Raw genomic sequence first — 24,016 nt, forward strand, 5'->3', positions numbered from 1 at the left:
AAATTTAAAACTTAAAGATTTTTTTATTTTTACTTATATAGAGAAAAAAAGTATAATTATATAATAATTGTGTTTGTGATAATCACAACCACCATTAGCTCTCGATAAAAGATTTTCTCATATACATACATGCAACTCGAAAACTCGAAAATCTTATGAGAAACTAATATTTAAATTAATTTTCTTAAAATACTAATTCTGTATCAAAAAAGAAAACAAGATTTTGTCATAACTTTACACAATCAATAAATATTAATACTACACTCGTTTTTAGTATGATTCTTCTTAGCTTTATATGTTCTTCGAAAATTCGAAAATCCGTATATTCCATGGTATGCTATCTAACAAAAAAATAGAGAACCAATGAGTATAGTTATTTTTAGATTTTTTAATGAGCTCTAAAAGGATGTTTCTATTTAGCCTTATTTTGAATCTAACTTTGCCTCTATACTTTATTTTTGTTAATATTCCTAACTCAACCAACTCATCTAAATATCTGTATAGGGTTGATAATTTATAATTAACTTTATAAGCAATATTTTCAACTTTAAACTTCCTTAGTTCAATTATGACTTCAACCAATTTTCGATATTTCGAATCTACTATATATGGTAAAATCTTAAGCCATGGAATTTTTAGCTCTCTAAGATTTCTTATTTCCCTTTTTGAGTGTCTTAATATTAAATATATTGTTTCTAAGTTTCCATTAGTTGTGTTTAAGAGATATTTAGCTACTCTATCACTTATATAATAACCATGAACCTTTGCAAAGTATTTTATAGCTGCTTTTGTATTTAAAATACCTTCTGGAAAAAGTTTTTTTATCTCTTCATGGCATTCAATTGGGTATCTTATTACAACACTTAAATTATTCTTCCTTAATTCTTTAACAAAGTTTATAAAACTCTTTCCATAATGCCATTTCCTTATATCATGCACATCAAAAACAATTATTGGATTTAAAACTCTTAATAGTGAAATTATTTTCCCAACAACTTTTTTGAATTCCCATTTCCTTATATTTTTAAATAAATCACCTATTCCCCTATACCATGCTTTTTTAGCCTTGTAATAGTTATCAAATTCTATCTTGTTGCTCATATATTCTAAAAGATTTTTTAGCCAATTTGCTTTTTTATGGTCTTTAAAATAGTAATATTTGTCTTTAATTTGATAAATAGTCTTTGCTATTGTCTTTTTTAGATTTGGTGTTGCTAAAATTCTAATTATTGGTATATTATCAACTACTTCAAAATTTCCATTCTCATCTAATTCCAATAAATTCCCTCTGTCTGTTGGAATTAAATATAATCCATTTAAAAATTCTTCGGGAACTGCCCTTACAAGCTTCATTTCTTAACCCTCTTTATTATAGCTAAGGAAAGATAGTCATTGAATTCATCAAAATTTAACTCATCTAATTTACCAATTGCTATTTTTTCATCTTCAAATGTTACTCTCTTTACTAAACCAACTATATAATCATCCCTATCTTTTATTTTTTCTAACTTTTCCTTTAAATTCTTTGTTTTCATAATAATTATTGTGTCAAATTCATTAATATATTTCTCTAAATCTTTCCCCTGTGGAAGAATGCAGAGTTTTTCATCTCCTTCAACTAATGGAATGCCTAAAGCAGATGCAGAGGCAAAGATTGAAGATATTCCGTTGATTATTTCTATCTCAACTCCTTTCTCTCTTAAAAGTTTCCAAACATAAGAGAATGTGCTGTAAAGTGTGGGGTCGCCAATTGTTATTATAGCAACTTCCCCTTCTTCTTTTAAAACTTTTTCCAAAGCATTTTCCCAATATTTTTTTAATTTTTCTTTATCTTTAATCATTGGAAATAAAAGTTCTTCAACATCCTTTCCATCAACATAGTCTTTTATAATCTCATAGGCGATTGATTTTTTTCCTTCTTTGGATATTGGGACAAATATTTTATCCACTTTTTTTAAAACTTCTAAAGCTTTTAAAGTTAGTAGCTTTTTGTCTCCAACTCCCACACCAATGCCATAAACTTTTTTTACCATTTAAACTCACCAGATTAATTTTTAATTCCTAAAAACATCTTCTTCTTTTGGTCTAATTAAATCTTTTCCTTTTCCATCACCAAATGGAACTTTAGCTCCTCTAATTATTACAACAGGGATTCCTTCATTAGCTTCTCCCATAACTACATTTGCCATACTTGCTAACTCATCAGCAATAGCGACTTCAGTAGTTTTTAACTCCCTTCCAAATAAATCTTTTTCTCCTTTTCTATCCCACAATGCTAAGATTCCACTAACGCCAATGGCAATTCCAACAGCTCCTTTTCTAAACGGTCTTCCAACACTATCTGATATTATAACCCCAACTTTTTTTCCAGTTAATTTTTCAATCTCTTTTCTAATTTTTTCAGCACTTTCATCAGGATTTTTTGGTAGAGTTTTTATTCCATTATACACATTACTTTCATCAACACCGCTATTGGCACAAACAAAACCATGTTTTGTTTCTGTGATGATAAAGTTTTTTCCAACTTTAACTACTTCTTTTGCTTCATCTAATATAATTTGAACAACTTTTGGGTCCTTTCCAGTTTTTTCAGCTAATTCAATAGCTTCTTTCGAAGGGATTATTTTATCTCTATCTATTACGTTTCCTTCTAATTTTGAAATTAATGTTTCTGCTATTACAATAATATCCCCATCTTCAATTGGATATTGAGCAATCAACTCAGATAAATTCACATTTTCATTTCCTTTGAATATTGGTAGTTCTAAGCCAATAACTTCTACTTTTCTTTTTTCTTTAATCATATAAACCACATCTATATGTTTTTGGCTGTTAATTTAGAATCTTATTATATTAAATTTTTGCAATTAAAAAGTTTAGATTAAAATCCAAATTCCTAACAGTATTAATATTGTCCCTGATATAAGATTTATTATCTTAGGATTAATTTTTGATAATATTTCCTTTCCTTCAACACCCAAAGAGCTTAATATAATTATCGGAATCCCAAAACCAATTGCATAAACAAATAATGCAAAAAATCCAAATAATGCATCACCTTTTGTTGGAAATATATGACAAAATGCTAACTAAAACAGGGTCTGCACAAGTATTTGCTAAAACACCATAACAGAATCCAAATAAAAAAGAACTTAAATACTTAAATTTTTTATTTTTATTTATTAGATAAAGAGCTTTATTCCAAATCTTTCCCTTTGTTGTAAAATTAAAGATTTTTATGTTATAGTTTAAAATCATCAAAACACCAAAAATAATTGCTACAATTCCAGCAACAAACTTTAATTTATATAAATTAAATACTGAGCCAAATAGTGAAAATAAAACACCTAAAATGCTAAATATAACTGCCAATCCTAAAACAAAAAATAGAGACACAAAAAATCCATCTTTTTTGTTGTTTGAGATGCTAAATGTGTATGCAAGAGATATTGGCAAAATACTTAAAACACACGGCCCTAATGCGGTAAAAATCCCAGATAAAAAAATTAAAATTAAATCCATACTCCCACATTTATTCCTTTAACTGCTTTGCTTTTTCTTTTATCTCTTCTGGGTTGTATCCAACAGTCATATCAATTATCTTTCCATCTTTCACGTAGAATATTGTTGGTACAGCCCTAATTCCATATTTTTCTGCAATGTCTCTATTTTTGTCAATATCTATCTTAATTACTTTATATCCTTCTTTTTCTAATTCTTCAATTGTTGGTTCTAACATTTTACAATAGCCACACCATTCAGCGGTAAATTCAACAATACATGTCCCATTGAAATCAAATTCTTTATTTCTTACGTTTTCATTAATATTTATGCATCCACTTAATAAAATTCCAATGGAAATGAATGTTAATATTAATAGTAGATATTTTTTCATTATATCACTGGTTGTGTGTGATTGTGTATTAACTATTTATCTTATTTTATATAAAACTATGTTATTAAATTTTAGAAAATTTATCATAAAAATTATATTAAAAATTTAAAAATTTAATATAAAAAATCGAAAAGTTTATATATTAGTTGTGTTATATGTTTGTTCATAGGTGGAACACAATCGTGAATAATATAATATGGTTGTGCATGATAATGACATAGGTGATAAAAATGATAAGGAAGTTTAAAGTTAAAGGGTTAAGAAGCCCTTCTTTATTAATAGACATGATTTTAAGTGATACAAAAGATGGAATTTTAGTTGTTGAAACTGATGGGGAAGAGCAAATAAAAGATATTGAAAATTTATTGAAAAAATACAACTTAAAATATGAAGTTGATGGAAATATCGTCAAAATCTACGTTGGGGAAATACAGGCAGATAGAACTATTAACGTTGTAGGAGCTACATGTCCAGGACCAATAATGATGGTCTCAGATATCTTATCAAAAATGAAGAATGGGGAAATATTAGAGATTATCTGTGGAAAAAATGCTTTAACTGATTTAACAGAAGGATTAAAAGGAATGGGTAATGAAATAATAAAAGTTGAAGATAAAGGAGATGGAACTTATAGAATATTGCTCAAAAAAGGAGAAAAGAAAGAAGAAAAAGCAGCAGCAATAACAAAGATTGATGAATTCTTCATCATTAATACAACTGGAACAGGAAACGCTGAAAAGGCTTATGCAACATTCATGATGGCAGACGTTGCCTTAAAAATGAACTTAAAGCCAACGATATTCTTAATGATGGATGGAGCAAGTTTAGCTTTAAAGGGAGAATGTGATAAAGTTAAACATCCAGCATTTCCAAAATTAGGAGATTTAGTTAGAGAAATTCTAAAAAGAGGAGTAAAGGTATATGTTTGTGAGTTGAGTGCACAATTTAGAGGAATTAATGAAAATAATTTGGAAGAAGGATTTGAAATTGCTGGAGCACCAACATTCTTAAACTACTTATCAAAACCAAATGTTAGGCCTGTTTGGTTGTAAGTGTATAATTTTGGAAAATAAAAATATAATTAAAATAAAAAAATAAAATAATTGTGGCATAGTTGTAGTGGGGGAGGGTTTAGAAAAGTCATTCTGTCTATTTATCTAACTTTTGTCTTTTGTTTGAAGTATGTATGGATAAAAAATGCACAATGTTAAAGAAAGTAGTTTTTGAAAAGATAAGGGCTAATCTAATATTTAAAAATAAAAAATTAAAAATATTAAGGGTGATTAAAATGAATGACATAATAACCTTAGTTTCTCTGTCTGTAATATTTGGTGCAATGCTTTCTGGATTTGCTACATTTAGGCTAACAGGAATGAGGTTAATGCCACATTTCGCGTCTTTGATAATAGCTTTTATATTAACTTTAGCTTCATTATTCGTAGATAACAATATAGTAGGATATTTAGCAATAGCTTCCCAAATAATAACTCCTTTAACAATATGTAATACAATATGTAATATATTAAAAACCCAATTCCAAAATACTGGAATCTATTCAGCTCATTTAGCATTAATGGGGATGTTAATTATATTGGCATTAGGGAATTTAGTAGTCTTTTAAATATACGATTAATGATTTAACTTACTTATTTAACTTTTTTAAATGAATTATTTTATTTAAAGAAAGGTGAGAAAGTTAGTGATTTTTTTCTACATGCACTCATGCATTCAAAACATCTTATACACTCCATCTGGTCTATCTTTTCTACATTTGCTATTTTTATTTGCATTGGGCATTTAAATTCACATAATCTACAACCTGTACATTTATTTTTATTAAGTTTTAGTTGGAATATTGAGAATCTTGCGAATATGCTTAACAACGCTCCTACTGGACAGACATATTTACAGAAGAATCTTGGATAAATAAATCCTAAAACTAAAAATAAAGCCAATAATAAATAAGCTAACATATATGAATTTAAAAATATATCAGTTCCAAACAAATAAGCTAATACAACAACTAAAACTAATACAAAATACTTAAAATATTTTAATTTGTTGTGTATATGTTCTGGCATAGTTGGTAATTTTTTTAATTTAGAGATTCTTACTCTTGCTTGATAAACTAAATCAAATAGGAATCCAAAAGGACACATCCAACCGCAAAATATTCTTCCAGCAATAATTGCTAATATCATGATTACAATTCTTATATTGGTGTATTTTCCAATACCAAAAATAAATCTTCCAATAAATTCAACGATATTTAAATAAAGACCAAGAACAAAAGTTGCTCTTATAAAAAAGAATGTTTGGGAAATTTTTCTTAATATCTGAATCTTATCCATAATTTCACCATTTAAAATAGGTTAATTATTATTTAAACCTAATTAATGTCAATTCTAAAGCAAAAATCTGAAAAATGTAAAGCTCTATAATAATATCTTTTAAAATTTTCAACTATAAAAAAATTTTTAACCAATTATTTTAAAAAACCAAGATGTAAAAATTAAACGACTTACGATATAATTTTACACAAATATTCATAAAAATAGTTAATTTATTATTTTGGGATGTTAATTTTCCTTTCTGAAGATGTGTGAAAACGATAATCCTCCTTTCCTACATGCACTTTTGCATTCAAAACATCTTATACATTCTTTTTGGTCAATTTTTTCTGTAATCTTTATCTGCATTGGACATTTAAACTCACATAGCTTGCATTTAACACAATTATTATCAGTTTTTAACTGAAAGAGAGGTTTTATTGAAAATATTGATAAAAATGCTCCTAATGGGCAGAGATATCTACAAAATGCCATTGGTATAAAGAAGGAAGCGATTAATACGAAAATTAATATTATAAAAGATATAACTGTCCCGTAAAGATTTGTTAAAAACCCAATTGGACAAACTTGACAAAATGCATAGGTTAATAGGTAGTAGGTTAAAATTAAAGATGCAACCAACACCACATATTTTAGATAAATCAATTTTTTGTGGATTTTTTCATTAACTGTTGGTAGTTTTTTTGTTTTGAATAGCTTAACTCTCAACTTGTAAGATAATTCGGATAAAAAACCTAATGGACACATCCATCCACAAAATACTCTCCCCAATATTAAAGTCAGAGCTATAATAACAATTAACTTAACAATTAACTGCCCAACTGTTCCTTTTAAGATAAACTTCTCAATTACGCCAAAGAAGCATAAACAAAAACTTGTCAAAAACACAAAATAAATAAAAAAGAATGTTTGGGAAATTTTCCTCAATATCTGTATTTTGTCCATTTACAACCACCCAAATAATAAATCTCTTAAATTAATTGTTGAAAATAAAAATGATATTATTTCATCAATTATTGAAGTGTTTTTACTGTTGTTGTTGATAATATTTCCATTATCTGATGAATTTTGAGTTATATTCAACTTAATCTTTCCTTCTTCAATCATACACTCAACAATCGCTTCTTTAACAACACTTGGAGGTATTCCATAAATCTTTTTTATTTCATCAAATGTTGTATCGTCAGAAACATCAATTTTTAATTTTTCTTTTAAACATTTTGGATTTATTCCATATTTATTGCAAATTTCTTTTATTGTGTAGGATTTTAGTTCTTTACCAGAAATATCTACATATTCATCAATTAACTCTTCAGTTAATTGAATGTTGTTTGAATCTATAGCTTGAACATTTAAATTTGTATTAGCTTCTGGAGCAGGCTCACTATGGTCGCAAATTCCATTATTGTTTGTATCTATATATCTTCCACATTCTCCAGGATAATAGCAAGAAGAGTTTGTTTTCCCAAATGGACAATCATCCCATGCAAAAGATAAATTTAAAAGAGAAAAAAATAAAAAAATGGCAAAAAATTTCCTCATATTCTTCACCTATTGCATTCCTCTTTCCATTGGGCTATTTATTATTTGCTCATATTCTTCTTTGCTTATATACTGTGGGGAGTAATTTGCTCCATAATTATTTAGCATTCTCACAAAAGACCTCATGTGGTTTCTTGAACCTTTCATTAAGTTTTCATAAACGAGTTTTATGTCTTCATTGTCTGTTTTGCTTATCCAATGTTCTAAATCAGCTATATCTAAATCCTCAATGGTTGCTCCAACTGTCAATGCATCAACAATTGATTTACTTCCCTTTTCAACTAAATCTTTATATAATTTCTCAAATTTTGGATTTGAGAATTTTCCAATTTCATCACTTTTAACTGAGTCAGAGATGTTGTATCTATCTAAGAGGTATTTAACTGAATCCATGTGTGTTTGTTCGCTCTCAGCAATGTTTTTGAATATCTGTAATCCCCACTTATTGTATAGGGTTAGATAAACATCTCTTGCCAATTTTTCTTCTTCTCTCATTTCAATTAATCCTTCTTTTTCTTCTTCGCTTATTGGCTGTTTTGGTAGGGCGTCAATATTTTCACATATTAAGCTAACGTTTATATTTCCATTATTTCCTACTATTTTTCCCCTCCCCACACCCATCTGGTTTTGATGATAAGGAGTTTGATAATCTTGATTTTGAGCATTTTGAGCATTTTGCACTTGAGCATTTTCAGTATTTTGAGTTACACATCCTGCTAAAAGAACCATTGAAGCTATTAATGATATTAAAGCCAATTTTATTATATTTCTCATGATTTCACCTTATTTTAATAGTTGGGACAGTTATATTAACAACCACTAACTATTAAAAAAATAATGAAAATATGGAGGCTGTTAATTTATTTACTGATTTTTATTATACAAATGAGGTGCATTTGCATTTCCTAATTCTGTGTTATTTTCATTCTGATGATAAATGTGTGGAGCGTTTGCTCCTCCGACACCCATTTGTGAGTTATTGGCATTTTGATGATAAACGTGAGGGGCATTGCCCATGCCTTTTGCCATTCCATGTCCCATTGGTTGTAAATGCAATCTAACCATTGCCATCTGTTCTCCTTCTAATTGAATCATCACTCTGTAAGCGTCTTGGTATCTATTTTGTTTTATTAGCTCCTCAACTTCTTTTAATTTTTCTTCTAACTCACTAACATTGATTCTCATTCTTTTAAACATGAATATTCTTTTTTCCATTATTTTTATTCTATTTTGCAACATTAATTTGACTCTATCTTCTGGAATCTTCTCAATTTCAACATTCAATCCTTTTCTTTGTAATTTCATGGCAATTGCTGAGTGATTACAGAATGGGCAGAATGGGTTTTCAACAATTTCTACTTTGTTTATTCTTAATTGCAATCTTTCTGGCTCAACAGTTAAATTTACTCCATTAGTTAATAAAACTAAACATGTTCCATTTCTTATTTTTTCCATTGTTTCATTTAATGCAATATCATCAAATCCATGGCATACACAGGCAGTTACATTATCTCCATAAGCATATCTAAATTGATGTTGGAATCTTAATGTAACATTTGCATTTGTTTCGTATCTTGTTTCCCCACCAATTCTCTCAACACTTATTCCTGCACTTTCTAATGCAGTTGTGTAGTTTTCAACTACTGCCAAAGAACCTCCAATAATTATTACTTTATCTGGGTTTAATGCCAATATTTCATTAACTAAGCTTTCGTTGTAAATCCCCCACTCAGTTGTTATTACTGTTGCATTTAACACATTTGCTACCTCTAAAGCTGTGCACTGATCTGCACAATTATCACTTACTAAAACTACATCTGTTGCAGAAACCATTGGAATTGCCATTAGCAATAGTAATATCAATTTTTTCCACATGTTATCACCCTAAAAAATTTATTGTTTAGATATTATTTAAATTTAACTATATTTATTGCTTCTCTTTGGAATAATAGATAACAGCACATAAATTCCAATTACTAATACCAATACCCAAATTATCATCCAAAAAAATCTATAAAAGAAAAATGGAAAAAAAGCATAATTATAGTAGCACATTGGCATATCTCACACCCTTATTGTTGCCAGTAGCAACATCCGCAAGGACAACATCCCCCTTTCATTCTATGACCGTAGTAACCATGGCTATAGTAATGACCTGGATGATTGGTAAATACGAATCCAACCAACTCTCCGTTGTAGTAGAGAGGATATTTCTCTCCAAATGGTGTATTAAATGGTTCTCCAACAGTTACTTCACCTAAATTAACATCTTTCCATAAAGTTCCAACTATTTGCCCATCTATCTCTAAGTGGGAGATGTTGTAGCCAAATGGTGTTGTGTGCTGAACAATCTCTGCAGTTTTTAAAATATCTGATGGATTTATGTCTATATTTTCAGTAGTTTGAGTTTGGTATGCCATCCATGGTGGGAAGGCATAAACCATACCAATTAAGGCAACTCCCAATATTGCCAACAATAGTTTTTTCATGCTTTCACCTGTATTGTAGTTACATTGTATGTATCTTTTTGACTACATATATTAGGATAAGAAAACAAATATATAAAATTTACTTAGTTGTGAAAAATTAATGCACAACCATGTGGAATAAAAATAAAAAATAAACTAATAAATTAAGAATTCAATTAAAAAATTAAAAATTTATTTTTTTATAGCTTTTTCAATGCTTTCAATTGCAATATAACCAGCTTTATGTAAAATAGTGTCTCCTAACTCTTTATCCATTTCCATACTACCTAAGCATGGATAATTGTGATGAGCATTTGCTATCTCTTCTTTTAAATTGTCTAATGTTTTTCCTTTCAATCTTTTGGCTATATAGTATGTCTCTCCACATGGGGCAGAGATTTTAACTTTAATATCTTTAATAACATTATTCTCAACTTCTATTTCTAATTCTGGTTTTCCTATCTTAAAATAATCAATAAATTTGTTTATAAACTCATTATCTTCTTTTTTCTCTAATGAGCAGAATGGTTTCGGATTTTCGAATTCTATATTATACTCTTTGCAGACTCTCTTTAAATCTCTTCTTAATGCAGGGGATAAATCATGTGGAGTTTCAGAAGGAACAATTAAAGCTTTGTAATTTTTTTCTTTTAACAATAAAGGAAGTTCATACAACAAATCTTCATGAAGTTGAGCAATACAAACATCTCCTTCTGGAAGTTCTGGGAGATAATCGTAAGGATTGTCTATAAATTCTTCATAAACTTCATCAATGACAATATTTTTTACATTATCTTTGAAGCTCCAATCCCCTCTGCAGTTGTAGCAATCATCACAAATTCTACAAAAATCTGGTTCATTTAATAAATTTTTATAGAATTTTTCCATTCTCTCATTTCCTCTGTGATAGATAAATACTGCTTTCATAGTAATCACCAAATAATTAAATATCTTTTAAGGAATTTGCGAGTTCCTTAACTTTCTCTTCAATCTCATCTCTAACTTTTCTATAGACTTCAATATCCTTCCCTGCAGGGTTTTCAATATTCCAACCTATGTGTTTTTTTGCTGGAACGAAAGGGCAAGAGTTTAAGCAACCCATAGTAACAACTACATCAAACTCTCCAACTTCTTTCACAACTTCATCTATTGTTTGTGGCTTTTCCTTTGCTTCTAAATTTTTTTCTTTTAAAACCTCAACAACTTTTTCATCAATGCCGTCTGTTTTTTCAACTCCAGCACTGAATGCATTTAATCCAAATTTCTTTGCAAATGCTTCTGCCATTACACTTCTTCTTTTGTTGTGAATACAAACAAATAGAATCTTCATGCTCCCCCTATAACCTATAAAATTCCTTTGCATTTTTATAAACTGAATCAATTATTTTCTCTTCCTCAACACCATTTTTTTTCATATATAATTTAGTTCTTGGTAATGCATAGATATCTGCCTTTAAACTTCCTAAATCACTGCTTAAAATGAATCTCTTATTATAATTTTTTATTATCTCTGCCGCTTCTTCATGGCTTATTTTCATTGATGGCTGAACAGTTAAACCAACATAAACGTTCCTATCGATTAAATCCACAGTCTCTTTGTTTATGTGGTCAATCATAACTAAATCATCCTTTATTTTAACTTCATCTAAAATCTTTAGGATTTCAATTAATGCCTCTTTCTTATTTTTCTCTGGTGTATGAACTATTATAGGCATGTTGTAATCTTTTGCTAAAATCAACTGTTCTCTCAAAAGGTTTTTCTCATCCTCTGTTAAATAATGCAATCCTGTCTCTCCAATAGCAACGACATTCTCATTCTCTAAAAATTCAGGAAGTTTTTTTATCAAAACTTCCCAATTCTTTGGATATCCCATAGGATGAACACCAACCGCTACCTTAACTTCAACTCCTGCCATTTTTCCTCTTTTTACTTCTAAATTAATCAACCTATCCCAATGGTCTAAATAAACCTCTGGAACACTCATTTTGTATGGGTCATGGGCACAGGTTATAATTGTCTCAATTCCACTCAATGCCATTTTTTCTAAATCCTCAAAACTCCTAACATCTAAATGCGTGTGGGCATCAATCATCATAATCTCACCTCAAAGTTTTTAATCAATAAAAAATAAAAATAAAAAATAATTTTTGGTCTTATTTATTTTATTTTAGGTAGAAATAGAATCTCTCATCACTTGTAAGGCAGTGTATTGTTGTCTGTCTAATTCCAAAGGTCATTCCGCTCTCTTTTATAAGCTTTTTCTCTAATTCAATAGTTTCTTTTAATATTTCTTTTATATCTCCACTTAATTCAACTTTTATATTTGGTTTTTCCCCAATATACATAAGGTATTTTTCATATAATGCTTCCACATCTTTCATTTGACTAACTGCGATATCTTCATATAATTCATTTTTATATTGCTCTATTGATTTAAATCTACACATTAAGGAAAGTTTTATTTTATTGGAAATTATTTTTTCCATTAATTCTTTTAACTCCATACTTTCACCACTTAAACTAAAAAATTAAACCAAAAGATATTTTTAATTTAAACTGTATAAAAAGATTTTTGACATTTTTGATTTAGAAGCTGAATAAAAAATATTTCTTCAAAAAAGCAATATTGATATAATTAATATGAAGAGATATTAAAATGTGATTATTTCATCATACTCTTCTAATATGTCTTTTAACTTTTCAGATTTTATGATTTCAATGCCATCTACAACATCCTCAATTTCTCTCTCTTTTAAATCTTCCTCAATGCAATAAATTTTGCATCCAAATGCCTGCAAATTGTTTATAATGTCAATGATTGACGGCATCCCTATTGCCTCTGGTTTTTGGTTAGCTTTGGCATTATAAACCCCATCATGCATTAAAACAACATCCGATTTTTCAATAATCCCACTCGCAATTTGAGAGAGTGCAAACATCAAACCTGCAAATGAGTCCTCACTCCCGTAAGGTGGTTTTAAAATTAGAGTAATTAGCGATTTAACCATTGTTTTCACCTTGTTAAGGTAATAACCCTATCACTGTCTGCTATAAATTGGGATAAATCGTTAGTTAAGCTTCCTATTTTACACCCTTCAATGGCATCTTCCTCATATATTCCTCTTGCAATTGAGCATGTGCTACATGCAGCAACCTTTAATCCTTTTTCCATAAGATTCCTGCAAATCTTTTCTATATTTGGAAATCTTTTTGGATTTTGGCCTTTTTTAATAACTGTAACTCCCTCCCCGTAGCAGAATAAATTTACATTATAACCTTTTTTTAAAGCAGCATCAGCCAATTTTAAAGCAAAGTTTGGATCCATGTTCATCATAGAACCAGATTTTAGAATAATGGTTAATGTTTTCATGATTTCACCTTTAAAGTGATATTACTTTTGAATACTTCTCCATAATCAAATCTACAGCAGTTTCATAATCAATTAACTCTACATCTTCAATATTATCAAATCCTCTTGCAATAGCATCATCTTGCATCGCATATATCTTATAACCTTTTTTTAACAACTCATCTCTAACTTTATGATACTGTTGCGTAGTATATGGCATCCTCTGCAAGCAAAACTCCATCATCTCCGTCTCTCAATCTCTCCATAAGCTCAATAGCATTACATTCAAATGGAGATTTTAAAAGGATAAATAAAGCCATTTCATCACCCTATAAAAAGTTGAATCTTTGCATCCATTGCAATATCTAAAAACTTTGTAGCACCAACAACTTCAACCCCATCAATTAAATCTTCCTTTTTTATTCCCATAACACTCATGGAAGTACTACATGCATATAATTTAACTCCCAAATCAATAGCCTGTTGTCTCACTTCTTCAAAACTTCCAATATTCTCTTTTTTCATTTTCTTTTCCATCATTTTTACCCCTAAACTTCCAAACAACTTATAAATCCCCGGAAGTTTTGGTTTTGCGTTTTTCTTTAGAATCTCTAATCCAAAAAATGTAAAGAATATATGAACTTCCATTCCCATTGTAGCTCCAATAGTTCCAAGGATAAAAGCCATCATTGCCTTATCAAATGTCCCTTCCGAGACAACAAGTGCCATTTTGTCTGCCATAATATCACCAAAAAATAGAAAAAAGATTTAATATGGTTTAGAAATCTCTATTTTTTCCTAATTTTGAATTTAAAGATACCATTTTCTTCAGTCATTTCAATTAACTCATTTCCTGTTCTTTTACACCATGCAGGAACATCTTCCTTAGCTCCCGGGTCATCAGCAATAAGCTCTAAAACCTCCCCCTCTTTTAATTCTTTCATTTTTTTAGCCAACTCTACAATTGGCATTGGACACTGCAAACCTCTTGCATCAAGTGTTTCCATTCTCTCACCTTTAATCTTCAACTTTTACAGCATTTGTTGGACATACATCCATACAAACTCCACATCCTGTACAATCTTCTTCTCTTGCAACAACTACTTTATCTCCCTGAATTTCAAAAACTTCCATTGGGCAAGCGTTTACACACTCTGCACATTCTGGGCCTTTACACAAGTCGTAGTTTATTGTTACTTTCACGGTATCACCAATACTTAATTCTCTTTTTAGTTATTTAACTGTTTTTATACGATTTTCGTTATTTTTAGTTTATTCGCACTTTATTGCTTCCTCTGGAGCATTTAATTTCTTTGGATGTGGAGCTTTTACTACAAAGAACTCTAATATATCAGAATTTAAGTTTTGAATGAGCATCTTTACATTAAATGGGACATATACAATAGTTCCTTCTTTGTAGTTGTGTGGTTCTTGGTCTTCTAAGGTTAAAGTCATCTCCCCTTTGATAATTATCAAATGTACGTAAGAGTTTGAATAGTGTTTAGGCATTTGCTCTCCTTTTGGCAGTACAATATGGTTGATTTGAACATGCTCGGTATTGACAATTTTTTCAACAACCTTTGTTGTAGCATCCTTTTTAAATTCATAAACTTTTTCTATCATTTGTATCACCCAAAATTTTTGAAAAATTGGATTTAAAGTATAGAGAAAGATTTAATGGATGTAGGAAATTTATCCAACTAATCTCTTAATATCTTCATCAACTGTTGAGATTGTTGAAATTCCAAACTTCTCAACTAATACTTTCACCACATTTGGTGATAAGAATGCTGGTATTGTTGGACCTAATACTATATTCTTAACTCCTAAGTAGAGCAATGCTAATAAGACAGCAACTGCCTTTTGCTCATACCATGCAATGTTGTAAGCGATTGGAAGGTCATTTATGTCTTCTAATCCAAGAACTTCTTTCAACTTCAATGCAACTACTGCTAATGAATAGCTGTCATTACACTGCCCAGCGTCTAAAACTCTCGGAATTCCATCAATGTCTCCTAAATCTAATTTAATGAATCTGTATTTTGCACATCCACATGTCAATATAACTGTGTCTTTTGGTAATTTCTTAGCAAATTCAGTGTAGTATTCTCTTGTCTTGTGTCTTCCATCACATCCAGCCATTACAACGAATTTTCTTATCTTTCCGCTCTTGACTGCTTCAATTATCTTATCTGCCAATGCTAAAATTTGATTATGAGCGAATCCTCCAATGATTTTTCCTTCTTCAAGTGGTGTTGGTGGCTTACACTTTTTAGCGTGTTCAATAACTTCTGAGAAATCTTTAGTTCCATCTTCTCTTACAGGAATTCTCTTCAATCCTGGATATCCTACTTCATTTGTTACATAAACTCTATCTTTGTATGAATCCTTTGGTGGAACTAAACAGTTTGTTGTCATGATTATTGGGCCGTTAAATTTCTCAAACTCTTCTGTTTGATGTGGCCATGAACCACCGTAATTTCCAACGAAGTGCTCATACTTCTTGAAGAATGGATAGTAGTGTGCTGGTAACATCTCACAGTGTGTATAGACATCAACTCCAGTTCCCTTAGTTTGCTCTAATAACTGCTCTAAATCTTTTAAGTCGTGACCGCTAATTAATATTCCTGGTCTGTCTCTAACTCCTAAGTTAACTTCAGTTATTTCTGGATGTCCATAAGTTTCAGTGTTTGCTTTGTCTAATAATGCCAATGTTTCTACTGCATATTTTCCAGTTTCCATTGCTAAATTGAATAACTCATCAGCATCTTTACTATCAACAAGTTTTGTCATTGCTTTAACTATAAACTTATGGATTTCTTCATTGTTGTATCCAAGATGCATTGCATGGCTTAAATAAGCTCCAATTCCCTTAATCCCATAAGTTATAAGCTCTTTTAAAGACCTTATATCTTCATTATCTTCTGCCAAGACACTGACTTCTTTTGCCTTTGATAATTCTATTATGTCATCATCATTTTCATAAGTCCATGTAGCACAGTGAGGAAGTTCTTCTTTATTTAAATTAGCTTTTTCAATAACTTTTTCTCTCAACTCTACTCCTTTCTTTATCCAACTTATTACATCATTATCGTCAAAGTTGACATTTGTTATTGTTACAAATAACGCCTTTGGTATGTATTCCATAACTTCATCATCTAAGTAGTTACCTTTCTCACATGCATAGCATAAACCTTTTATAGTATAAACCAATAAATCTTGAAGGTTTGCTACATTATCTCTCTTCCCACAAACCCCCACTACTGTACATCCTTCATTTCTTGCAGCCTCTTGGCACTGGAAACAGAACATATTTGTTGGTCTTGGAGTGTATTCCATACTTTCACCTATTAAATTTTTTAATTGTAAGCCAATCCTTTACGAGGGCATTTTAGATTGGCACTTTACGAATAATTTTTTATTTTTAATAATATAAAAAGATTTCTGATAATTTTCCTTTGGTAGTTTAGACAATTAATATTCATAGTTGTGAGTATGTTAGATATAATTATTATGAATAGTTTTAGTTTTAGTATTACTCCAACACTTTTCCATCAATTGAAATAACATGCTTTTTTATTTCACAATCAATTCCCTCAAGAGCTTTCTTTACTAAAGCATACAGTCCATGACAGCAAGGAACGCTCATTATCACAACATCAACTTTTTTAATGTTGTTTAATTTAACAATTGCTCTTATTTTCTCTATATATCCTGAAGTGTCATCCAATTTAGGACATCCAATAGCTAAAACCTTTCCTTTTAAGAATTTTTTGTGGAAATTAGCATAAGCAAATGGAACACAATCTGCTGCTATAAGAAGTTCCGCATTTTTGAAGTATGGAGCAGTTGGATTCAATAGATGGAGTTGTATAGGCCAATTCATTAGCTCTGAACTTAGCTCTACATCATCATCTTTTTCTGGTTTTCTATCTCTTTTTAATGTCATTGCCATTGAACCAGGGCATTTATGTCCTGAATGTTGATGTTCATTAACTTCAATTTCTTCTTTTGTTATTTTTATTGCATTTACCGGGCATACATCTAAACATGTTCCTATTCCATCGCAATAAATTTCTTTTTCTTTATTAACCTTAACCTTTTTAGTTTCTGGGTCTGGGATTAGAATATTTTCTTCACACGCTTTAATACACAGCCCACATTCTTCATAACCAATACATTTTTCCTGGTCAACTTCAACTCTATATCTCGTTATTTTCATAAATACCACCATTTAAACATTTAAATTTATATAAGAATTAAAAAATTAACTTTCAATTAGAAGTGTGAGCCCATAACAACCTTTGCCCCCATCTTTTCAATCTCTTCCTTCATTTCTTCAGCGTATCTACATTTTGGTTTTAATGCACTCATGCAAGTTGCAAAGTGAACAACTTCTACTCCATGCTTTTCTATTAATTGTTTTATTTGATTCAATCCTAATCTTCCTGGGCATCCACCACATGTTATCATGGTTACAAGTTCAACATCCTCATAGTCCTTAAATGTGTCTTTCTTGTTTAATGCTGCTGTCATACAACCTACTGCAGGGCATGTCTTTGCTGCACTGTCACATCTTAAAATTGCTACCTTTGTCACAATCTCACCAGCATTTTATTTTTATTTTTAGTTGTCAAATTATATGGTATATTTAATGATATAAAAAGATTTTTGACCTTTTTAACTCAAAAAAATTGACAATAATTATTTTTTTTGTTAGAGTTTGGTGGTATAATTAATATGAAAAAATAAAAAAAGTAATATTAATTAATCCAAATATTAAAAAAGATTAGAATACGATAACTTTATCATAAATCTTCCCATCAATCTTTGAAATTTCTTCATAAAATTCAGAAATTTTCTTTGCATCCCCTTCAACAACAAAAATCTCTACCTTCTTATTTTTACCACATGATGTTGTTATATAAGATTGATTTAATGATTTAACCACATCATTATATTCAAAATACAACTTACTCATTTTTTCCATCGACTCTTTTGTTGGTGTATAAACAACAATAATAATCCCACTAATGTTTCCTTCCTTATCTAACGAGTTACTTTCCAAAATGTGTTTTCTTACAGCATCTCTTATCAATTCACTCCTACTTGAATACCCCTTCTTTTTGACGATGTCGTCTATCTCTTTTAAAAGATATTTTGAAAACGATATACTAATTCTTTCAACGTTTACCATAATCTCACTTTAAAACTTTTCCTGTCCTTAAATACCATATATATAAATCTAATTCAGAGAGTTTTAAATCCACTTCCTCCCCAATATCTCTCAATATATTTTCAATTTTTAAATATTTTTTCCTATTCAAAGTTTTTGGGATTTCATCAATGTAATTATTTTCATAAAGCTCTCTTAGTATGTGCCTGTCAATTATGGCAATATCATCATAACCAACATTCCTCAAAAAATGGCTTGCCTCTTTATACCCAATCCCTTTTATATTTCTCACTAAAAACTCTCTTGCTATCTTTTCATTTTCAAAACTTTCGACTATATCTTTAATATTTTTAAATTTTCGTGCTAAAACAATATACTCTGCCCTTTTTCTATAAAATCTATGCCCTAAATTTTTTAATTTCTCTTCTAACTCTTCTCTTGAAAGTGTTAAAAATCCATCCCCTATTTCTTTTTGTATTTTTATTCCTCCTTCAGCTGTAAAATTAGCTGTTAAGATGCAAAAGCATAGTTCTTTAAACCACTCTTCGTTAGATTTATTTTTAAAAGATTTAAATTCTTGGATTCTTTTGTCAATAATATTTTTAATTTCTGAGTTTTTTAGCTCTTCAATTTTTTTAATTAGCATTATATCACCATTAAAATTATAAAAAACAAAAAATCTTATTAAAAACCAAATTTATATCTCTTACGGTTAGATATCAAAAATAAAAAAGCATTACATTTTAAAAGAGCGCTGGACATACAGCAAAGTATGCAGAACATTTGTTAATCTCTTCATTTTTCTTCTTAATGTTTTCTAATTTTTCAACTGCTTTAATATCAACTGTCTCTTTAACCTCAATTAATCCTTTCTCAGTCATTTCATTTATTATATCTTCAACCATCTTATTTCTTATAATTAAAGTGTTCCACCCATCTTCACTTCCCACACTTCCAACTGATACATCTGCGTATTTTGCTGAGAAATCGGTGCAAACTCTACATCCTAAGTTGCAGAATTTTTCAATCTCTTTTATTGGAATTTCATAAACAACTTTTTCTGAATGGACTAAATCTGTTCTTTTTAAGGTTTCAACAACAAATTTTCCTTTTGTAATGTTCATTTTAACAACTTCATCCATATCAAGTCCAAATCTCTCTTTTATAATGTTTTTTATTGTTTCATAGTGGAAGTTTTTAGTGCAGAACAATCCAACTTTTAAAGCTAAATCAAACTGCAATCCTCCCAATATATGGCAAGGCAAACCAACCAACCCAACTTTATCATAATTTTCGGTTGCATACTCTAATAACTTGTTGTTTGGTGAGATAGAGTATTTGCTCTTCGGTGATTCCAATAACTCAACTGTGTTTGTAGCTAAATAAGCAATTGGTTTCCAATTTTTATCTCTAACAACTACTACTGCATCTAATATGCCACTCTCCAAACAATAACCTAAAAAGGTTGTTGTAAATCCCCCATCCTGTGCTTCAATATTTAATTTTGATTTTACTGAGAGATATTTCATTATGCCTCACCTCGAAACTTTAATAAAGTTTTATCAAATTATACAACTTCTTTTACTCTTATACAGTTGAAGAAGCAAGTTCCACACTTAATACACTTGCTTATATTGACTTTTGGCTTTTCATCAATAGTTAGAGCGTTTGCTGGGCATTTAGCAACACATGTTCCACAACCGGTGCAGAACTCATCATTTATTGGCTTATCATCACATCCTAAACATAGCTCTTTATTTGAAGTTAATAAAACCTCATTAACTTTCATATAGGCATCAATAAGTGGCTTTCCAGCAATAACCTCGTATGGCTTTAGTATTAAGTATGAATCAACAACTTCCCTATCTTTTTCAATAACTGCTTTAACTACTCTTTCAACCTCTTCTTCATCTGGTGGGCAGCCAATTATTGCATAATCTACTTTAACAACATCCCCAACTCTAACAAACCTTTGTGGAAATCCGTTTTCTAATCCAATAAGCATTCTTTGGAAACCTCCACTTACAGCACAGCTACCAACGGCTATTAATATTTTTGAATTTTTCCTAATTTCTTTTATTTTTTTAACTTCCTCTTCATCATCTAAATTAACTGCTCCTCCAACCAATGCAATGCCTTTTTCTTTTAATTTGTTGTAATATTTCTTTTCAATATTTTTGATAATCTTACCACAAGAACCGCATCCGGTCATAAAATCACCTCTTTATACTAAAGATACTTTATAAATAGTAACATCTTTCACAAAGCTGAATGATTCTTTTTGCTTCATCGTTATCTACGCTATCTAATACTGCTTTGTTGAAGTTTTCACTTGTTAATATTGTATAATCCAAAATCTCTCTTCCAAGTAGCTCAACTTTGTGATAAATAATTCCTTCTCCCCCTTCTATAACAACTTCCCCAACAGCCTTTCCATCCTTTATAATTGGCTCCATGTATGGCTGTGTTAATTTTAACTTGTTTAAAAGCACAATAATTTTATTTAATGAGAATTCTATTTCAATCATCCTTGAAGATAACACATCCCATAAGTTTTTTGAATTTATTAGCCCCTCTTTATACATTCTCGCCAAAGCTCCACTATAAACTACTTTTCCATCATAAAGTGCTGTTTTTGGTAATCCATTTGTTTCTACTTTATTAACATCAAAGCTGTAAGCGTCAATTAACTTAACATCTGGCAATGGAATCTTTTTCTTTCTCTCATCAACTAACTTAATAAATTCCTTATTAACTAAGTTTAATCCTTCTTTTGCTAAATTTAGTAATTTTTCTTTTCTTTTGTCACTTATATTTTCTAAAATTCCACCAACACTTAAATATTTTCCTTTTTTTCCTAAAATTGATTTTATTTTGTTTCCAATATCTGCCAATTTGTCTGTATCTATGAATTCATCTAACTTTATTGCATCTACTTCAACAATCTCTCCCAATCTTGCAATTTCTCTCAAATGCTGTCCTTCATTTGGGACTGTTATATTATAAGCTTTCTCAACAGCCATAACTCCTGCTAATGCATGGGAAATTTCATTTAAGCAACATAATCTTGCCATTGCTGGGGGAATAAAATCTATATCTCTCCCCATCATTGAGCTCTCAAATCCTCTAATTTTCATAATTCCACCTAATCAAGTTTTTAATATTTTTAAGAGAAATTTGTGTAAAATCTATTTTTATTGAAAAAGAATTTAGAAATTAGATTCCAAGCTTTTTCCTCTTCTCCATAATTACTTTCTCTAATATGTCAGCTGCTTTGTATGGGTTTGGTTCTGGGATTAATTTTCCTCCTGTTAAGCCCTCAACAGCCTCAGTTAAAACCTTTGTTACTAACTCACTGCCAGTAACGAATGGAACTGGTGAAACGTGGACAGTGAACCCCATATCAATTGCATAGGTTGCATCTGCTAATGCCTGTTCTTCTAACCACTGTGGTGCTGAAGCTGCAACTGGTAAGTCAGGGATATCAACCCCTAACTCTTCAGCAATTGCAACTGCAACTTGCTCAATTCTCGCAATACTTAGACATGCTCCAAAGTTTAAGACAGGTGGAATTCCTAAGCTCTTACAGACTTCTTTTAAGTTCTCTCCTGCTAATTCAGCGCTTGCTGGGTCAAATAATCCAGCATGTTTCAATGGACTGTTTACACAACCTCCTGCTAAGGCTAAGATATCTCTTTTAATGAGTTCTTTTGTTAATGTAACAATTATGTTGTCATGCCCCCCACTTGCTATATTAGAGCAACCAACAACTCCAACAACACCCTTAATTTTACCACTAGCAATTAAGTCAATTAATGGCTTTACACTTCCTCCTAAGAACTCAACTAATGAATCTTCTCCAACTCCAACAACTGATTTAACTTTTGTATCATAGTAATCTTTTTGAATTCCTTTTCTCTCTTTAAATGCTTCAATTGCTTTCTTAATTATCTCTCTTGCTTTTTCTTTTGCATTTTCTGGCTCCCATGGGATGTATTCAGCTCCTTCAATGTAAGCCATGTCATCAATACAGATTAATTTTGTCTTTGTTTTCTCTGCAGCGAATTTCAATCCATGGAATGTACAGTTGAATTCTGAAACTACAGCATCAATTAATCCAGTAGCAACTAATGGCTCAGTTGTGAAGTTGTTTGCTATGTAACCAACAAAGCTTTCTGGTAAGTGAGCAATTCTTGTTTCCATATCTTGCCCATTACATGTAGCTCCAATAATTTTAATCTCATCAGCTCCAGCTTCCTTTGCCATTTTTATTAAGTCTTCTTCCATTGCTGCCTCACATAATGGTTGGATTAAAGCGTGCTGATGCCCTGTTATCATAATATTTACGTTGTTTGGCTTAACTGAACTAAACCCATTTTCAACCACTGTAATCTTTGGTGAGCCAAATAAAATATCATTTAACCAGCAAGTCATTAAAAGCCCTGTAAATCCAGCATGTAATCCTAATCTAAGGCAATGAACTAATAAGTCCATTGGATTGCTGTTTAAGTTTGTTGAAGTCTTTGTTAATGCATCAACAATCTCTCCCTTAGCTCCTCCTGGAAGAATATCTAACTTTTTAAATACTTCCAATCTCTTTTCTGGACAGAGTTTTGGAACTAACTCACTCTTCTCCCATCTTGGTTTGTACATATCTTCTAATATGAACTCAGCAACTTCAATAGCTAACTGCTTAGCATCTTTATTTGTATCAAATCCTAATTTTTTTGCTAAGAATCTTAATTTTTTCTCATTTCTTATCTCATAGCTTCCTTCTCCTTTACCTGCCGATAATAAAGCTCTTGCAGCGTTTTCAGCACAGTGAACATAACATGATGCCCCAGCAGCAACTGCTCTGCATAGATTTCTTGCTACAATAACATCTGCTGTTGCTCCACAAACACCGTAAGGAGTTTTTTCTGTTATTCTACAAGGTCCGTTAGCACATAATATACAGTAAACTCCTTTCAATCCATAAGGACACTTTGGGAATTGGTTTGGAAATCTTGTGTGTGGGGTCTCTATACCCTTTAACTTTGCCTTTTCAACCATCTCTTTAATCTCTGGTATAGCAGCGATGCAGTTTTTCATACCTATCACCAACATTTTTTTAACTTGATTTACGATAATCATTAGTATAGCAACGAATAAATAACATTAACGGTGCGAAAATTGTCTTCAAAAATTTTATTGAAAACGATATTCACATTAAAATGAAAAATTTAAATTAATAA

At 30.3% G+C, this 24,016-nt stretch carries 32 protein-coding genes and 1 pseudogene; 2 read left to right on the plus strand and 31 right to left on the minus strand.

The genetic code is table 11. The features are described 5' to 3' along the window. Positions 1 to 291: 291 nt before the first annotated feature. From JH146_RS05715 to JH146_RS05735, 5 genes are all read right to left on the minus strand, one after another. Positions 292 to 1,353 carry a hypothetical protein gene (locus JH146_RS05715; protein WP_048202097.1) on the minus strand — a complete coding sequence of 354 codons (1,062 nt, stop codon included), beginning with the start codon at positions 1,351 to 1,353 and terminating at the stop codon, positions 292 to 294. Next, positions 1,350 to 2,033, minus strand: coding sequence for a precorrin-2 C(20)-methyltransferase (gene cobI / locus JH146_RS05720; RefSeq protein ID WP_048202098.1), 684 nt, complete (start codon positions 2,031 to 2,033; stop codon positions 1,350 to 1,352). Before cobI ends, JH146_RS05715 begins: the two co-directional genes overlap by 4 nt. 21 nt (positions 2,034 to 2,054) lie before the next feature. Then, the gene (locus JH146_RS05725) at positions 2,055 to 2,804 is read right to left on the minus strand and encodes a coenzyme F420-0:L-glutamate ligase (RefSeq protein WP_048202099.1); all 750 of its coding nucleotides are present in this window, start codon (positions 2,802 to 2,804) and stop codon (positions 2,055 to 2,057) included. A 250-nt stretch (positions 2,805 to 3,054) separates the two neighbouring features. Next, positions 3,055 to 3,522, minus strand: a complete 468-nt coding sequence (locus JH146_RS05730) for a cytochrome c biogenesis CcdA family protein (protein WP_236953654.1) — start codon at positions 3,520 to 3,522, stop codon at positions 3,055 to 3,057. A 10-nt stretch (positions 3,523 to 3,532) separates the two neighbouring features. Next, complete coding sequence (locus tag JH146_RS05735) at positions 3,533 to 3,895, minus strand: thioredoxin family protein (RefSeq protein WP_048202100.1); 363 nt, start codon at positions 3,893 to 3,895, stop codon at positions 3,533 to 3,535. 230 nt (positions 3,896 to 4,125) lie between these two features. Between JH146_RS05735 and JH146_RS05740 the strand changes: the two genes are divergently transcribed. Beyond that, positions 4,126 to 4,947, plus strand: coding sequence for a DsrE family protein (locus tag JH146_RS05740; RefSeq protein ID WP_048202101.1), 822 nt, complete (start codon positions 4,126 to 4,128; stop codon positions 4,945 to 4,947). 236 nt (positions 4,948 to 5,183) lie between these two features. Then, entirely contained in the window at positions 5,184 to 5,516 is a 333-nt protein-coding gene (locus JH146_RS05745) for a DUF5400 domain-containing protein (RefSeq protein WP_048202644.1), read from the plus strand. 52 nt (positions 5,517 to 5,568) lie between these two features. Here JH146_RS05745 and JH146_RS05750 read toward each other — a convergent pair whose 3' ends face one another. The 26 genes and pseudogenes from JH146_RS05750 to cooS form a co-directional block, all read right to left on the minus strand. Further along, complete coding sequence (locus tag JH146_RS05750; RefSeq protein WP_048202102.1) at positions 5,569 to 6,246, minus strand: 4Fe-4S binding protein; 678 nt, start codon at positions 6,244 to 6,246, stop codon at positions 5,569 to 5,571. 228 nt (positions 6,247 to 6,474) lie between these two features. Then, entirely contained in the window at positions 6,475 to 7,191 is a 717-nt protein-coding gene (locus JH146_RS05755) for a 4Fe-4S binding protein (RefSeq protein WP_048202103.1), read from the minus strand. Next, a complete protein-coding gene (locus tag JH146_RS05760) occupies positions 7,192 to 7,788 on the minus strand; it encodes a hypothetical protein (protein WP_048202104.1) in 597 nt (198 codons plus the stop codon). Positions 7,789 to 7,797: 9 nt separating this feature from the next. Then, a complete protein-coding gene (locus JH146_RS05765) occupies positions 7,798 to 8,562 on the minus strand; it encodes a DUF2202 domain-containing protein (RefSeq protein WP_048202105.1) in 765 nt (254 codons plus the stop codon). Between the two features lie 90 nt (positions 8,563 to 8,652). Beyond that, positions 8,653 to 9,663 (minus strand): cell wall-binding repeat-containing protein, encoded by a 1,011-nt coding sequence (locus JH146_RS05770; protein ID WP_048202106.1) that lies wholly within the window; start codon positions 9,661 to 9,663, stop codon positions 8,653 to 8,655. Between the two features lie 197 nt (positions 9,664 to 9,860). Beyond that, positions 9,861 to 10,277 (minus strand): hypothetical protein, encoded by a 417-nt coding sequence (locus JH146_RS05775; protein WP_048202107.1) that lies wholly within the window; start codon positions 10,275 to 10,277, stop codon positions 9,861 to 9,863. 171 nt (positions 10,278 to 10,448) lie between these two features. Continuing rightward, on the minus strand, positions 10,449 to 11,183 hold the full coding sequence (locus tag JH146_RS05780; RefSeq protein WP_048202108.1) for a DUF166 domain-containing protein: 735 nt from the start codon (positions 11,181 to 11,183) through the stop codon (positions 10,449 to 10,451). A 16-nt stretch (positions 11,184 to 11,199) separates the two neighbouring features. Continuing rightward, entirely contained in the window at positions 11,200 to 11,586 is a 387-nt protein-coding gene (locus JH146_RS05785; protein ID WP_048202109.1) for an arsenate reductase/protein-tyrosine-phosphatase family protein, read from the minus strand. Between the two features lie 7 nt (positions 11,587 to 11,593). Continuing rightward, on the minus strand, positions 11,594 to 12,349 hold the full coding sequence (locus JH146_RS05790; protein WP_048202645.1) for a TatD family hydrolase: 756 nt from the start codon (positions 12,347 to 12,349) through the stop codon (positions 11,594 to 11,596). 70 nt (positions 12,350 to 12,419) lie between these two features. Beyond that, positions 12,420 to 12,761 carry a hypothetical protein gene (locus JH146_RS05795; RefSeq protein ID WP_048202110.1) on the minus strand — a complete coding sequence of 114 codons (342 nt, stop codon included), beginning with the start codon at positions 12,759 to 12,761 and terminating at the stop codon, positions 12,420 to 12,422. Positions 12,762 to 12,908: 147 nt separating this feature from the next. Further along, positions 12,909 to 13,265, minus strand: coding sequence for a DsrE family protein (locus JH146_RS05800; RefSeq protein ID WP_048202111.1), 357 nt, complete (start codon positions 13,263 to 13,265; stop codon positions 12,909 to 12,911). Between the two features lie 5 nt (positions 13,266 to 13,270). Next, entirely contained in the window at positions 13,271 to 13,627 is a 357-nt protein-coding gene (locus JH146_RS05805) for a DsrE/DsrF/TusD sulfur relay family protein (RefSeq protein WP_048202112.1), read from the minus strand. A 10-nt stretch (positions 13,628 to 13,637) separates the two neighbouring features. Further along, positions 13,638 to 13,926 (minus strand): annotated as a pseudogene (gene tusB / locus JH146_RS05810) (sulfurtransferase complex subunit TusB). A gap of 4 nt (positions 13,927 to 13,930) precedes the next feature. Beyond that, entirely contained in the window at positions 13,931 to 14,347 is a 417-nt protein-coding gene (locus JH146_RS05815) for a DsrE/DsrF/DrsH-like family protein (RefSeq protein ID WP_048202113.1), read from the minus strand. Between the two features lie 47 nt (positions 14,348 to 14,394). Further along, positions 14,395 to 14,613 (minus strand): sulfurtransferase TusA family protein, encoded by a 219-nt coding sequence (locus JH146_RS05820; RefSeq protein ID WP_081874477.1) that lies wholly within the window; start codon positions 14,611 to 14,613, stop codon positions 14,395 to 14,397. A gap of 10 nt (positions 14,614 to 14,623) precedes the next feature. Then, positions 14,624 to 14,809, minus strand: a complete 186-nt coding sequence (locus JH146_RS05825; RefSeq protein WP_048202115.1) for a 4Fe-4S dicluster domain-containing protein — start codon at positions 14,807 to 14,809, stop codon at positions 14,624 to 14,626. Between the two features lie 69 nt (positions 14,810 to 14,878). Then, positions 14,879 to 15,229, minus strand: a complete 351-nt coding sequence (locus JH146_RS05830) for a cupin domain-containing protein (protein ID WP_048202116.1) — start codon at positions 15,227 to 15,229, stop codon at positions 14,879 to 14,881. A gap of 69 nt (positions 15,230 to 15,298) precedes the next feature. Continuing rightward, positions 15,299 to 16,945, minus strand: coding sequence for a hydroxylamine reductase (gene hcp / locus JH146_RS05835; protein ID WP_048202117.1), 1,647 nt, complete (start codon positions 16,943 to 16,945; stop codon positions 15,299 to 15,301). A gap of 196 nt (positions 16,946 to 17,141) precedes the next feature. Further along, the gene (locus JH146_RS05840) at positions 17,142 to 17,828 is read right to left on the minus strand and encodes an ATP-binding protein (RefSeq protein WP_081874478.1); all 687 of its coding nucleotides are present in this window, start codon (positions 17,826 to 17,828) and stop codon (positions 17,142 to 17,144) included. Positions 17,829 to 17,884: 56 nt separating this feature from the next. Then, on the minus strand, positions 17,885 to 18,205 hold the full coding sequence (locus JH146_RS05845; protein WP_048202118.1) for a CGGC domain-containing protein: 321 nt from the start codon (positions 18,203 to 18,205) through the stop codon (positions 17,885 to 17,887). A 190-nt stretch (positions 18,206 to 18,395) separates the two neighbouring features. After that, a complete protein-coding gene (locus JH146_RS05850; RefSeq protein WP_048202119.1) occupies positions 18,396 to 18,803 on the minus strand; it encodes a CopG family ribbon-helix-helix protein in 408 nt (135 codons plus the stop codon). Between the two features lie 4 nt (positions 18,804 to 18,807). Continuing rightward, the gene (locus tag JH146_RS05855; RefSeq protein ID WP_048202120.1) at positions 18,808 to 19,428 is read right to left on the minus strand and encodes an N-glycosylase/DNA lyase; all 621 of its coding nucleotides are present in this window, start codon (positions 19,426 to 19,428) and stop codon (positions 18,808 to 18,810) included. A gap of 97 nt (positions 19,429 to 19,525) precedes the next feature. Continuing rightward, positions 19,526 to 20,311 (minus strand): Coenzyme F420 hydrogenase/dehydrogenase, beta subunit C-terminal domain, encoded by a 786-nt coding sequence (locus tag JH146_RS05860; protein ID WP_048202121.1) that lies wholly within the window; start codon positions 20,309 to 20,311, stop codon positions 19,526 to 19,528. 38 nt (positions 20,312 to 20,349) lie between these two features. Continuing rightward, entirely contained in the window at positions 20,350 to 20,994 is a 645-nt protein-coding gene (locus JH146_RS05865) for an NADH-quinone oxidoreductase subunit B family protein (protein ID WP_048202122.1), read from the minus strand. A 28-nt stretch (positions 20,995 to 21,022) separates the two neighbouring features. Continuing rightward, positions 21,023 to 21,919: a nickel-dependent hydrogenase large subunit gene (locus JH146_RS05870; protein ID WP_048202123.1), complete on the minus strand. Its 897-nt coding sequence runs from the start codon at positions 21,917 to 21,919 to the stop codon at positions 21,023 to 21,025. Positions 21,920 to 21,998: 79 nt separating this feature from the next. Beyond that, a complete protein-coding gene (gene cooS / locus JH146_RS05875) occupies positions 21,999 to 23,873 on the minus strand; it encodes an anaerobic carbon-monoxide dehydrogenase catalytic subunit (protein ID WP_048202124.1) in 1,875 nt (624 codons plus the stop codon). Between the last annotated feature and the right edge of the window lie 143 nt (positions 23,874 to 24,016).

Source organism: Methanocaldococcus bathoardescens (assembly GCF_000739065.1).
GTDB lineage: Archaea > AGJL01 > Methanococci > Methanococcales > Methanocaldococcaceae > Methanocaldococcus > Methanocaldococcus bathoardescens.

Excerpts from the sequence above, each read along its gene's own strand:
- JH146_RS05840 (WP_081874478.1), bottom strand. The coding sequence starts at position 17,828 with ATGAAAATAACGAGATATAGAGTTGAAGTTGACCAGGAAAAATGTATT.
- JH146_RS05800 (WP_048202111.1), bottom strand. The coding sequence starts at position 13,265 with ATGGTTAAATCGCTAATTACTCTAATTTTAAAACCACCTTACGGGAGT.
- JH146_RS05725 (WP_048202099.1), bottom strand. The coding sequence starts at position 2,804 with ATGATTAAAGAAAAAAGAAAAGTAGAAGTTATTGGCTTAGAACTACCA.
- JH146_RS05715 (WP_048202097.1), bottom strand. The coding sequence starts at position 1,353 with ATGAAGCTTGTAAGGGCAGTTCCCGAAGAATTTTTAAATGGATTATAT.
- JH146_RS05815 (WP_048202113.1), bottom strand. The coding sequence starts at position 14,347 with ATGGCAGACAAAATGGCACTTGTTGTCTCGGAAGGGACATTTGATAAG.
- JH146_RS05865 (WP_048202122.1), bottom strand. The coding sequence starts at position 20,994 with ATGACCGGATGCGGTTCTTGTGGTAAGATTATCAAAAATATTGAAAAG.
- JH146_RS05850 (WP_048202119.1), bottom strand. The coding sequence starts at position 18,803 with ATGGTAAACGTTGAAAGAATTAGTATATCGTTTTCAAAATATCTTTTA.
- JH146_RS05745 (WP_048202644.1), top strand. The coding sequence starts at position 5,184 with ATGAATGACATAATAACCTTAGTTTCTCTGTCTGTAATATTTGGTGCA.
- JH146_RS05730 (WP_236953654.1), bottom strand. The coding sequence starts at position 3,522 with ATGGATTTAATTTTAATTTTTTTATCTGGGATTTTTACCGCATTAGGG.
- JH146_RS05795 (WP_048202110.1), bottom strand. The coding sequence starts at position 12,761 with ATGGAGTTAAAAGAATTAATGGAAAAAATAATTTCCAATAAAATAAAA.
- JH146_RS05820 (WP_081874477.1), bottom strand. The coding sequence starts at position 14,613 with ATGGAAACACTTGATGCAAGAGGTTTGCAGTGTCCAATGCCAATTGTA.
- cooS (WP_048202124.1), bottom strand. The coding sequence starts at position 23,873 with ATGAAAAACTGCATCGCTGCTATACCAGAGATTAAAGAGATGGTTGAA.
- JH146_RS05805 (WP_048202112.1), bottom strand. The coding sequence starts at position 13,627 with ATGAAAACATTAACCATTATTCTAAAATCTGGTTCTATGATGAACATG.
- JH146_RS05870 (WP_048202123.1), bottom strand. The coding sequence starts at position 21,919 with ATGAAAATTAGAGGATTTGAGAGCTCAATGATGGGGAGAGATATAGAT.
- JH146_RS05765 (WP_048202105.1), bottom strand. The coding sequence starts at position 8,562 with ATGAGAAATATAATAAAATTGGCTTTAATATCATTAATAGCTTCAATG.
- JH146_RS05755 (WP_048202103.1), bottom strand. The coding sequence starts at position 7,191 with ATGGACAAAATACAGATATTGAGGAAAATTTCCCAAACATTCTTTTTT.
- JH146_RS05785 (WP_048202109.1), bottom strand. The coding sequence starts at position 11,586 with ATGAAGATTCTATTTGTTTGTATTCACAACAAAAGAAGAAGTGTAATG.
- JH146_RS05735 (WP_048202100.1), bottom strand. The coding sequence starts at position 3,895 with ATGAAAAAATATCTACTATTAATATTAACATTCATTTCCATTGGAATT.
- JH146_RS05830 (WP_048202116.1), bottom strand. The coding sequence starts at position 15,229 with ATGATAGAAAAAGTTTATGAATTTAAAAAGGATGCTACAACAAAGGTT.
- JH146_RS05780 (WP_048202108.1), bottom strand. The coding sequence starts at position 11,183 with ATGAAAGCAGTATTTATCTATCACAGAGGAAATGAGAGAATGGAAAAA.
- JH146_RS05775 (WP_048202107.1), bottom strand. The coding sequence starts at position 10,277 with ATGAAAAAACTATTGTTGGCAATATTGGGAGTTGCCTTAATTGGTATG.
- JH146_RS05770 (WP_048202106.1), bottom strand. The coding sequence starts at position 9,663 with ATGTGGAAAAAATTGATATTACTATTGCTAATGGCAATTCCAATGGTT.
- cobI (WP_048202098.1), bottom strand. The coding sequence starts at position 2,033 with ATGGTAAAAAAAGTTTATGGCATTGGTGTGGGAGTTGGAGACAAAAAG.
- JH146_RS05760 (WP_048202104.1), bottom strand. The coding sequence starts at position 7,788 with ATGAGGAAATTTTTTGCCATTTTTTTATTTTTTTCTCTTTTAAATTTA.
- JH146_RS05855 (WP_048202120.1), bottom strand. The coding sequence starts at position 19,428 with ATGCTAATTAAAAAAATTGAAGAGCTAAAAAACTCAGAAATTAAAAAT.
- JH146_RS05790 (WP_048202645.1), bottom strand. The coding sequence starts at position 12,349 with ATGATTGATGCCCACACGCATTTAGATGTTAGGAGTTTTGAGGATTTA.
- hcp (WP_048202117.1), bottom strand. The coding sequence starts at position 16,945 with ATGGAATACACTCCAAGACCAACAAATATGTTCTGTTTCCAGTGCCAA.
- JH146_RS05740 (WP_048202101.1), top strand. The coding sequence starts at position 4,126 with ATGATAAGGAAGTTTAAAGTTAAAGGGTTAAGAAGCCCTTCTTTATTA.
- JH146_RS05860 (WP_048202121.1), bottom strand. The coding sequence starts at position 20,311 with ATGAAATATCTCTCAGTAAAATCAAAATTAAATATTGAAGCACAGGAT.
- JH146_RS05750 (WP_048202102.1), bottom strand. The coding sequence starts at position 6,246 with ATGGATAAGATTCAGATATTAAGAAAAATTTCCCAAACATTCTTTTTT.